Below are 11,187 nucleotides of genomic sequence, written 5' to 3'. Positions count from 1 at the left end.
CACGGCAATCGTTTGGGAGTTTTGTGTTTCCGAATCTATCTTCCTTTCCTTCTGCTTGAATATCTGCGGAATGTGGGGTGTAGGGCAACCTTCGTAGCTTCTGGAGGTAGAGTAAGACCAAGTAAAGGCACTGCTTTTACTTGGCATCAAGCTGTGAAACAAGAATTCCCCGTCAAGCTACGCTGTGACGGGGGAGTGTCAACTACCACAATTAATCCCAAGGCGCTTTTGTTGTGAATCGTTGAGTTGCTGGCGGCCTAAGCTGTCAACCATTAACCAGTGGAGGCGGTCAATTCTATTTCTTTAGCCCAAGGTATTGCTGCCAAAATATAGTAGATGTCATGTCCTTTGAAGCACTTTTCCATTTTTCACTTACGGATGACCATTCATTAATACCTTCAGCAGCAACTTTAAACCACCTAGTCAAAAGGTTAGTACCAGCTAATTTATCTACCTCATTTTGGTTATTATAGCTTTTACTAAGCTTTACAATGCTCATGTGAAAGGTTTCTGGGTCAGAGTTTTTGATAAAATCTGGGCCTTTTAGATAGTCTTCAAAAGCTTTTACAACCATCTCTACATGATTATAATCAAATTTTGCTAAAGCCTGAAGTATTACTTTTGTCAAATGCTCAACTGCAGCCATATATTCTGGAGAATAATGGATGGAATAAGCTATTAAATCATTGCGGATATAATAATAATTTTCCCAATTTACATTCTTGGCCGCCGCTGGTTGATGCCACACCGCCATTGATGGAAAAGCTACAATGTTATTGCCCAACTCTTTTATTCTTAAACCAAACTCTACATCATCTATTTTGATAAATAAAGGCAGCGGTAATTTAGTTTGTTCAACAAGTTCCTTAGAAAAAGAGAAAAACCAAAATCCGCCATAGTCTACATCTTCTTCCTTGAGCAACCTGTTGAGAGAATTAGAATCTCGTAAATCGATATTATAATTTAAAGCAATTAATGCCCCAGGCCCAAATCCTCTAGTTTTAGAATAGGCGTTGTACGATGCTCCTGCTTCATACAAAATATGCTTTTTTTGTAAATTTAGCAATCCACCCGCTACAGCAAAATCAGAATTGGCGTATTCATACAAAGGAAATAATTTATAAATACATTCACTTTCTAACTCTATATCATCATCCATAAGCAAAAAGTGAGAATATTTTTTTTCCTCTAAAGCTTCGACCAACCCTCTGGTAAAGCCCCCGCTTCCACCCGCATTTATATTAGGAACTAGCCTCAGTTTTGGCTTTCCGAAATCAGCTTTATCTAAAGTTCTACCATTATCAACAACGAATACTTTAAAGTCCTTGGTTTCTAGCAATTCATCTTGAAAAATTGCAGTTAATGTATTTTGTATGAAGTCCTCTTTTTTAAAGGTGCAAATTACAATCCCCAATGATACTTCTCTAGTTTTACTTTGATCAGTTGCTATCCAAGCCCCTTTAAATTCGCCCTGTTCACTAGAACAAGTTATTTCAAAATATATTCTGCCCGCTTTTTTGCCTTGAAGGAGATTTATTGGTGAGATTTTTACAGGATTAGAGAATTGACATTTGTCAAAGCTCTCTTCAGAAATAATTTCTTTGTTTTTTTGTCCATCAAATTCTCGGTAAACAGAAACTTTAAAATCGCCTTCAAGTTTCAGCACATAGTAGATAGAGCTAAGAGTTGTATATTGAGTATAATATCTCTCGTAAAACGAATTAAAGTAAGAATTTGAGGAGACAACACCACCCTGAGATAAAACAACTTTTTTGTCATCTTCCTGGTAGTTTATAGATGCAGATTCATTACACCGTATATATACATTCGAGGTTTCGGCTGATTTTGGTAGCTTAATTCCAGCTAATATATTCATGTAATATCTACCTCTTTTTGTAGTAAAATTAGTTATTTTATTTTACTGATGTTAAACAGTATTAGCTTAAGAGTAATTTGTGGATAGGTTCTAGTACCTCCTCCTTTAGGCATAACTCCTATCACATTTTTTTAAGTCGTGGATAAAGGGATTGATATCGAAACCAAGCTTCTTCTAGGATTGGATCAACTGATTGGGGAGTGGCAGCAAGCATTGGTGTGGGTGCCAGTTTGATGGTGTCATTAGCATCTGGATATATGCCAATTCCTATACCCGCCAGTAGAGCTGCACCACGCGCGGAAGCCGCAGCCACTGTAGTTGCATAGAGGGGTATTCTCAATACATCGGTCAGTAATTGTTTCCAAGGCATTTCTGCAGTTCCACCGCCTGCTAAACGCAGTTCTGTCGCTTTAAAACCTGTTGCTTCAAGGGCCTCAAAACCTTGTCGCAAGGCAAAAGCAACTCCCTCTAAAGCTGCCCGCATCAGGTGTCCCTGTGTGTGATGAAGTCCAAGCCCTACCCATGCCCCGCGTACATAGGGGTCGAGGTGTGGAGTTCGCTCACCCGTGAGGTACGGCAAAAATGTCAACCCTTCACATCCTGGGGGAACAGAAAACGCTTTAGTATAGACTTCCTGCCAGCTCAAGCCCAGGATACCTCGCACCCACTCCAGCGCTAACCCCGCATTTTGCATTGCAGCAAGGGTGTACCACTGGTTAGGTAGGGCGGCTCGATAGAGATGGGTACGACCATGACGATCGATAATTGGTTGCGATCGAGGTGTAATGATTTGAGCGCCTGTGCCGATCGTTAGTTGAACCAAACCAGGCTCTAGTAGTCCGTTACCAAGCGCTGCCGCTGCGGTATCTGCAGCACCAGCGATAACAGGTAAGCCAACTCTTAAGCCAAGATGCTCTGAAGCAATAGTTGTTAGGTAGCCGGCGATCGCACTAGAGGGGATAATTTTTGGTAACCAATCACCACGTAGATTCAGGGCTGAGATTGCATCTTCTGCCCAGTTATCCGACACAACATCGTAAAGCAAAGTACCACTAGCATCAGATGGTTCGGTTGCGACTTCTCCAGTCAGCCGTAACCGCAGCCAATCTTTGGGCTGAAGTGCCCAACGCGCTTCGGTGTAGACAGTAGCCTCGTGTTCTCGTAGCCACAACAAAGTGGGGCCCGCCATTCCAGCCGTAATCGGGTTGCCCAAGCGCTCTAGAATAGCGGCATCAAGCGAATGATAAGTGTTCAGCGAGGCACTAGAGCGAGTATCGGCCCAGAGGATAGCAGGACGCAGAGGCTGACCCGACTCCGAGGCTAGGACAACACCGTGCATTTGCCCTGAAAGTGCGATCGCCTCTACCTGATCAGCGTGATTTCCCACTGCCTTCCTAACAGCCGAGGCAACCGCTAACCACCAATCCCCTGGCTCCGACTCAGCCCATCCAGGGTGGGGTGCATGAACAGGATAGGAGCTTGACGCCTCACCTATAGTAGTTCCGTCTGTCGCTAGGAGCAATGCCTTAGCAGAGCCTGTTCCTAAATCTATACCAAGCAGCATTAGGCTAATCCTCAAATCATTCAGTGTCTTAGCAAACGGGCGATCGCTTTTACCAATTCCTCTGGTTCGACAGGCTTGGAGATATGCATCTGAAATCCGGCAGCTAAGGCTTGCTGCTGATTGATTTCTCCAGCATAGGCAGTAAGTGCGATCGCAGCAATTGTACCTCCTTGTTCAGGTGACCACTTTCTAATTTGCCGAATCAGGGCATAACCATCCATCTCTGGCATCCCAATGTCACATAAGAGTAGATCGGGGACAGATTGATTCAGGAGAGTCAACGCCTGTGCACCGGAAGCGGCTGTCGTAACTTGTGCGCCAGATTGCATTAGGGTGAATGCTGCCAACTCTCGCATATCTGCATCATCGTCCACAACCAAGACATGAACACCTGCTAAGTCTGGCGCACTTTCTGGGTGCCTGCGATCGTCCGAGGATTCCGGCTCTACGAGGTTTAACGGTAGCCGAATGGTAAATGTAGCCCCTAAGTTGTGTCCTAAGCTGTCTGCTTGAACGGTTCCTCCATGCAGTTCGGTAAAATGACGGACGATCGCCAGCCCCAATCCCAATCCGCCGAAGTGTCGGGTTATTGTGCCATCTTCTTGACGGAAGTAGTCAAACACATGGGGTAAGAAGTCTCGTCTGATGCCTTTTCCAGTATCTTTGACTTGAATCTGAGCGTACATACCAACCTGCTCTAGTTGCACCTCAACTCGTCCTCCGGTTGGGGTGAACTTCACGGCGTTGGAGAGGAGGTTCCAGACTACTTGTTGGAGGCGATTGGTATCACCTGAAACCGTTCCTGAAATAGGATTAAATGTGGTCTGGATTTGAATGTGTTTGGCTTCGGCTGCCAGTCGTACCGTTTCCAGGGCAGCTTCAATCGTTGCCGCTAGATGCACTGGAGCGACGTTTAACGTCATTTTTCCTTGCAGAATGCGCGAGACATCCAACAAGTCCTCAATTAATTGCGCTTGCAGCTTGGCGTTGCGTTCGATCGTTTCCAGCGCTTGCTGGGTTTTTGTGGCATCGAGTCGCCCAGTTCGTAGCAATTTCGTCCAACCCAGAATCGGATTGAGGGGCGATCGCAACTCGTGGGACAATACGGCTAAAAATTCGTCTTTAATTCGGTTAGCGGCTTCTGCTTTTGCGCGATCGCGTTGAGCTAACCGATATAGCTGAGCATTGTCGATCGCCAAGGAAGCACGACGCGCCAATTCCTCTGCCAGTTGCAAATCTGCTGAGGTATACCGTCGTCCAGATTCGGCACAGATAAAGGAAATGGCCCCTAGAATTCGTGCCTGAGTTCGTAGCGGCACCGTCATTACAGAGCTGAATCCAACCTGCCGCAGCATCTCTAAATGCTCTGAATCACGCGCTGCCTGTACCAACAGTTCATCGGGAATATCGGGCAGTAAATCAGGTTGTCCTGTTCGCAATGTGTATGCAGCACCGCGAGGGTCATCCGGGTTCAGCGGATACTTGTCTCTAATCTGATAGGCCCATTCCAGTTTAGTCGGGTCGATGTGAGCAACTGCAATCTGATCGATCGCACCATCCTCTCCTATCATGTGAACCGTACACCAGTCCGCTAATTCCGGCACTGTAAGCTGCGCGACTCGCTCTAGAGTAGTTTGATAATCGAGTGAGGATGCCAGCACCGCACTTGCCTCAGAGAGAAAACGTTGGGCAAGCTCTAACTGCATCCGTTCCGTCACATCTACCACATACACGAGAATGCCTTCGACCTGACCATTTGAGTTAACGGTCGGAAGATAGTAAACGTTGTAGTAACCGGGACGGCGATCGCTGCGTCCGGGAACATTTACCGCAAAGTTCGGTGAAGTGAAGGGATTGCCCGTGGCGTAAATCTGATCAAAGACTTCAACTAATTGGGGATCGGACTGACCAAAAAGTTCTGGAATTGAATAGCCTAAATGTTGCTCGCGGGTTAATCCATTAATTTCTGCTAATGCTTCGTTAATGGCAATAAATCTCTGCTCGGCATCTAACAGGGCAAGTCCAACCGGAGACGTGTCAAAAATAGTTGCTAGTTGGTGCTGTGCGGCTTCGGCTTCCGATCGTGCAAGACGCTCGCGTTCTAACAGTTGTTCTCGTTCTTGTTCTGCATACTTGCGTTGCGTCACATCCAGCACCAGCGATAACACCGAAATCATCCGTCCCGATTCGTCCCTGAGACTGGAGTTATACCACTCGCAATGCACAAGGTTGCGATCTTTCGTGTAATTGCGGTTGTATGAAAAAATATGGGGTTCATCACCATAGACCAGCCGTTGGCAGACTTCAGTCACCGATTCTAGGTCTTCCTCAAAGACAAAAGGTATCTCTGTTAAAGATTTGCCCAGAATTTCTTCGGCTTTCCAGCCCAAAATGCGCTCTGCACCAGCAGACCACCGAATGATTTGAAAGTCTCGATTCCATTCAACGACTGCCATTGGAGAGTTTTCAACATGAAAGTTGAGCTTTTGTAGGGCTTGACGCAACGCCTCTTCCGCTTGCTTGCGTTCTGTGATATCAATGACAACTCCGATCGAGTGCTTGGGATTTCCCTGAGAATCATAAGTAAACTGTCCTCTCGCTTCAACCCAGTGAATCGAGCCATTTGACCAACGCAGGCGATATTCATGGTGATACTCTTTCTTATCTGCTATGGCTTGCTGAAGTTTTGCTTCAGCTTCTGCTAGGTCATCAGGATGAACCCGACTTGCCCAAACTTCATAGCCCGGTTCGCACTCATTCGGTTGAAGACCCAGCACCATGAAGTGTCCTTCTGACCAAAGCAAGGCATCGGTCTGCATATCCCAGTCCCACGTTCCCATGCGTCCGACCTTGAGCGCGAGTTGCAGATGAGCTTCACTTTCGCGCAATTCCTCTTCTGCCCGCGATCGCTCCACGGCTAGCCAGGTTTTTTGAGCTATTCGCTCCATCAGCACCACATCTTCCTCCGTCCAGTGGCGAACAGAGACATGGTGCAACACCAACAATGCGACAAATTTCCCCTCTTTCACCAAGGGAACACATAGGAGAGATTTGGTTTGAATTGCGTCAAAGGTAGCCGCCCCAACTCCGGCAGTCCGAGGATCGCGATCGACATCATCCACGACGATTGTTCTGCCCTGCTTTAATTCCGCAATAAGTTCAGGGCCAAACGAATCCAGGTGATGTCTACCCACCACGCTGACTACACCATTGCAGAAATCGCGATCGACAATCACATATTCCTGAGTAGAATCAATTTCACCGTAGGTACAGCGAGTGACTTGGAAGTGTTGTCCTGTGGCACAAACTACCTGCCACATAATTTCCTTCGAGTCTTGAATGGCACGAATTGCGTCATTCAATTCGATCAGGAATTGCTGAATTTCTTCTTTCTGCTGGAGGTTTTTGAGTAGTTGTTCAATTTGTTGCCTTGCCCGCACCTGGGCTGTCACTTCAATGTTATAAATCAACACGCCTTGAATGGTTCCCTCTGCATCCCGCCAAGCCGCAAAGATGCAGTGGAAAAATGCTTCTTCCAACACTCCATCGCCGTTCCGGTCCCAGTAAGTAGGCGATTCATTCATAATGAACGTTTCTCCCGTCCGGTAAACGCGATCGAGCGCTTCAAAGTAAATTTGTCCCTCTATCTCGGGGAAAACGTCCCGTATTGATTTCCCGATAATGTCTGGAGTGCGCCCAGTCCCTTGCAGATAGGTTGGATTGGCAAATTCATACACAAGATCGGCACCTTTAACAATGGCAATCATGGCAGGCAATTGCATCAGGATGTCATGCAACCGCTGGCGTTCGGTTTCGGCTTCGAGTCTGGCAGATTGTTCTCGTTTTAAAAGGCGATCGCGCTCTGCTTCGATGTGTTTGCGTTCCGTGATGTCAACCGAAACGCCAACCATGCGAACTCCTCGCCCCGTCTCATCCAGATAAACTCGTCCCTGACTGTTGATCCAGTGCACAACGCCGTCTGGACTAATTACCCGATACTCCTGCAGGTAGGACTGTTCTCCAGCCATTGCTGCTTGAGCCGCTTGGATCACCCGTTGTCGATCGTCTGGATGAATGAGTGCAAAAAAGTCTTCTCCTGAGCCTTCGTGAAGACCCCAAACGTCTAGAGCATTAGCAGTACACACGACCTGATTGGTCGGCAAATCCATATCCCAGACCACCATCTGAGCCGCCGTCAGTGCCAATTGCAGGCGATCTTGACTCTCTCGTAATGCCTGTTCAACTTGTTTGTAATCCGTCACATCACGAGCAATACTCAGTACTGATGCAACAGAATCATCACTGGCAAATTCGGGGACAATACGCGCCTGATACCATCGAATACCATTTAGAGTCGGAAACTTAAATTCAATCGTCTGTTCCTGCCCGTTTGCAAAGACTTGGCGTAGACTATCATGCCAAACACGATAGAGATCTTCTGGCATTCCTAGCTCAACATTGGTCTTGCCAACAAATTGCTCTGATGGAATACCTGTTGCCAGTTCTACAGAAGGGCTGACATAAATATGGCGAAATTCTGCATCAACTCGGCTAATAATGTCTGGGGCATTTTCCGCCACCATTTTGAACTGTTGCTCTCGCTGCCGCAATTCTGATTCCAAGCGTTTGCGCTCTGTCACATCCCGAAAATAAACGGCTACTCCTGCCGTAGAGGGATAGGCATTTGCCTCTAACCAACACTCGACAGGCTTCCCAAATTCTTCCCAGGAAACAGGAACCTGTTGTGCCACTGCCCGATGTAGTTCTCGATAGCCAATTCCACCGACCAACTCAGGAAAAACCTCATTCCAAACGTGCTTTCCCAGTAACTCTTCTGGCGTTTTGTGCAGGATTTGAGCCGCTGCCCCATTCACGTAAGTGTAGCGCCAGTCGCGATCGAAGGCGACAAAAGCATCCGTAATGCTTTCAAGAATCGTTGCCACCTTGCGCTCAGTTTCTTGGGCAGCAAACAACTGTTCGCCTTCAAGAGTGCGGGCAAAGCGTTCAATGACTTCAGAGCGAGAAATTCCTCGCCTGTGAGCCTCTTTATCGAGCGATCGCCATGCTGTATTAGTCAGAGATACGCTCACTCGTTGTTTCATCTCCGAGTTCCAATTGCTAAGAAACTTGCCTGTGGCGTCGCGCTTCATGAAAATTCATCCGTATACATACACGGTCTTCTCCATTGAACCTGAGTTACTCACTCAGGAGAATCTGCCTTAAGATAGATGCTTTGGCGAGAGGGAAGATAGATGGGAAAGAATGTACTCAATAAATATTGCGCTGTACTGGCTGGTGAATTTCCCCTTGCACTCGTAGACATAGAGCTGGGCTAGACGGGAGAATCCCACGGCTTTAACGTTGTGCAGCCGTGGCAGTCTCAAATAAGTCTCCTCACGGATGCGGATGGTGCCTACGACAATCGGGCTAGCGTTCCTTGAGCACCAAACTCATGCAAACTACGCAACTTGTCAGCAACAGCCTCAACGAAACGTGGCGACTGTACTAAATCTCCAAAAATTTCAGATAGGCCCAGTAATGGTCTGGGATCTAATTCACTCAAACTGGCGCGTTGAGTGAGGATGTCTGCTAATGGGTCATCAATGGGAATAGGTTGCCCTTGTTGATCATGACTATTGATGTATCGACACCAAGCAGCAATCGTCAAACTTAGGTAATCGATCGCACCTCCAAGTTGTAATTTATCGCGGATCGATCCCAAAACAAACTTAGGAATTTTGGCTGATCCATTCAGGCAAAGGCGTGGAAGCTGATCGCGAATTTTGGGATTGGAAAACCGTTCAATTAAAGTTTTTTTATAATCGTCTAAATCGATCCCAGGAACAGGTTGGAGCGTTGGTGTCACCTCGTCCATCAGGTTAGCGACTGCTTGCTGAAACAAGGGATCAGCCATGACTTCATAAACGTAGGTATAATCTGCCAGAGAGCCGAGATAACCAATCAGCATATGGCTGGCATTGAGCAGCCGAATTTTCATCATTTCATAGGGATGAACATCCTTAGTCATCTGTACGCCAACGGATTCCCAATCGGGTCTGCCTGCACAAAAGGTATCTTCGATTACCCACTGGGTGAAAGGCTCCGCGACGCATGGAAACGCATCATCAATACCAAACTGTTGGGCCACCATTTTGATATCTGCTGGGGTTGTCAGCGGAGTAATGCGATCGACCATGCAGTTGGGAAAGGCAACGTGTTCAGCAATCCAACTTCCTAAATCTGGATCGCGCATTTGGGCAAATGTCGTTAGCATTTTTCGCACCATGTTGCCGTTGCCCTGGATATTGTCGCAGGACAAGACTGTAAAGGGTGCCAACCCCTGTTTACGGCGTTTTTCGAGTGCCGCTGTCAAAAAACCGTATGTCCCAAGTGGTTTGTCAGGATGTTGCAAATCGTGCTGCATCGTCGGGTGGTTTACATCGAAATTGCCACTTCCTTCAATGTAGTAGTAGCCGCTTTCAGTGATCGTTAGAGTAACGATTCGGCATTCGGGGGCTGCTAATGCTTCAATAACTGCTTGACGATTGTCTGGTGCAAAAAGGTATTGAGTGATTGAACCGATGACTCTAGCGCGATCTCCTTCTAGCGATCGCTCAACTAACGTATACAAACAATCTTGGGACAGAAGCGCATCCCGCATTCGCCTGTCATAGTCATTGTCAAGCAATCCAACACCACAAATTCCCCAATTACTACCAGGATTCTGATGGAAATAATTATCGAGATAGAGCGCTTGGTGCGATCGATGAAATCCACCAACCCCAATATGCACAATTCCATTAGTAATTTGAGGGCGATCGTACTTGGGTACGCGCACGTTTCCCGGTAAACGAGATAGGGATTGTTGATTCAGCTTGATTGTTGAGCTTGTACTGGTATTGCTGTTCATTTTATTTATACTAGGTGGTGACGACGGCTTTTTAAAACTGCTTCACCCTGTAAGTCAAACAGATGGCTCATATCGCCGCTAATGTGAATAGGAACAATATCGCGCAACTGGCTGGAATTATCTCCGTCTGTTTGCACGACTCCGTAAGTAATCTGAAAATATGCGGAAAGATTCCGCATATTCAGCTTAAGCCGCGTATTCTGCAGAAAGAATCTGCTTAAGTAGTAAACTTGGGGTGTTATGCCGAATCATTCTGCCTATCTACCCACTATGGGATCTTAAGCGGAAAGTTTCAGTCAATTATATAGTTAGGCGAGCGATTTCTGCTTTGAGTTTTAATTCAATATCAACATATCGGTTAAATACTAGATATTCATGGCTAATACTTCTCCCCTTCCTCCAGCCACGGCAACACCTGCTCCTCTGTCCCCTGATCTAACTTCCCAGAGCCAGCCCCCAAGCCAAACCACTCGAGAGGGGATTATGTTGAAAGAGCAATCTGACTCCCGAAATAGGGAGAGGATTGCCTTGGGGGTTCTTCTCGCTTCGATAATAGCTGTCTTCAGTATATCAGTCGTGGTAATTGCCACTGCGGAAAATGGTGAAAAAAGAGGGGTTGTTTCAGGACGAGTAATGGATTCAACCCTCCCTCTGTACGGAACTTGGGTAGGCACTATTCTGGCATTTTATTTTTCGCGCAATGCTTTTGAGGCTGCTTCAAGGGCCACGGATCGGACTACTGCTGCTGTATTGCAGCAAGCTAAGTAGTTAAGCAAAATTAATTACATAATTATCTCCAAATTCTTTAAGAATTCTTTCGACAGATGAAACAAGAGA

At 46.6% G+C, this 11,187-nt stretch carries 7 protein-coding genes; 2 read left to right on the top strand and 5 right to left on the bottom strand.

What is annotated here, in order from left to right:
- Nucleotides 1-237: hypothetical protein (locus tag QUA04_RS26890; RefSeq protein ID WP_333263049.1), on the top strand; the 237-nt coding region annotated here is incomplete at its 5' end.
- 58 nt (nucleotides 238-295) lie between these two features.
- Here the strand turns inward: QUA04_RS26890 and QUA04_RS26885 are convergent.
- The 5 genes from QUA04_RS26885 to QUA04_RS26865 all read right to left on the bottom strand — a co-directional run bounded on the left by QUA04_RS26885 (nucleotide 296) and on the right by QUA04_RS26865 (nucleotide 10,529).
- Nucleotides 296-1,876 (bottom strand): glycosyltransferase, encoded by a 1,581-nt coding sequence (locus QUA04_RS26885; protein WP_333263045.1) that lies wholly within the window; start codon nucleotides 1,874-1,876, stop codon nucleotides 296-298.
- 121 nt (nucleotides 1,877-1,997) lie between these two features.
- On the bottom strand, nucleotides 1,998-3,440 hold the full coding sequence (gene xylB / locus QUA04_RS26880) for a xylulokinase (protein WP_333263042.1): 1,443 nt from the start codon (nucleotides 3,438-3,440) through the stop codon (nucleotides 1,998-2,000).
- Nucleotides 3,441-3,460: 20 nt separating this feature from the next.
- Entirely contained in the window at nucleotides 3,461-8,590 is a 5,130-nt protein-coding gene (locus tag QUA04_RS26875; protein ID WP_333263039.1) for a PAS domain-containing protein, read from the bottom strand.
- A 263-nt stretch (nucleotides 8,591-8,853) separates the two neighbouring features.
- Nucleotides 8,854-10,350, bottom strand: coding sequence for a mannitol dehydrogenase family protein (locus tag QUA04_RS26870; RefSeq protein WP_333263036.1), 1,497 nt, complete (start codon nucleotides 10,348-10,350; stop codon nucleotides 8,854-8,856).
- A 5-nt stretch (nucleotides 10,351-10,355) separates the two neighbouring features.
- A complete protein-coding gene (locus QUA04_RS26865) occupies nucleotides 10,356-10,529 on the bottom strand; it encodes a hypothetical protein (protein ID WP_333263032.1) in 174 nt (57 codons plus the stop codon).
- A gap of 454 nt (nucleotides 10,530-10,983) precedes the next feature.
- Between QUA04_RS26865 and QUA04_RS26860 the strand changes: the two genes are divergently transcribed.
- Nucleotides 10,984-11,118 (top strand): hypothetical protein, encoded by a 135-nt coding sequence (locus QUA04_RS26860; protein WP_333263029.1) that lies wholly within the window; start codon nucleotides 10,984-10,986, stop codon nucleotides 11,116-11,118.
- Nucleotides 11,119-11,187: the final 69 nt, after the last annotated feature.

The organism is Microcoleus sp. S13_C5 (assembly GCF_036700845.1).
Classification (GTDB): domain Bacteria; phylum Cyanobacteriota; class Cyanobacteriia; order Cyanobacteriales; family Microcoleaceae; genus Microcoleus.
Note: the sequence above shows the minus strand (reverse complement) of the source record. Positions and strands in the feature narration are given on the sequence as shown.

What these genes read in the sequence shown, in the direction of transcription:
- QUA04_RS26860 (WP_333263029.1), top strand. Translation starts at nt 10,984, where the DNA reads ATGGATTCAACCCTCCCTCTGTACGGAACTTGGGTAGGCACTATTCTG.
- QUA04_RS26865 (WP_333263032.1), bottom strand. Translation starts at nt 10,529, where the DNA reads ATGCGGAATCTTTCCGCATATTTTCAGATTACTTACGGAGTCGTGCAA.
- QUA04_RS26885 (WP_333263045.1), bottom strand. Translation starts at nt 1,876, where the DNA reads ATGAATATATTAGCTGGAATTAAGCTACCAAAATCAGCCGAAACCTCG.
- xylB (WP_333263042.1), bottom strand. Translation starts at nt 3,440, where the DNA reads ATGCTGCTTGGTATAGATTTAGGAACAGGCTCTGCTAAGGCATTGCTC.
- QUA04_RS26870 (WP_333263036.1), bottom strand. Translation starts at nt 10,350, where the DNA reads ATGAACAGCAATACCAGTACAAGCTCAACAATCAAGCTGAATCAACAA.
- QUA04_RS26875 (WP_333263039.1), bottom strand. Translation starts at nt 8,590, where the DNA reads ATGAAGCGCGACGCCACAGGCAAGTTTCTTAGCAATTGGAACTCGGAG.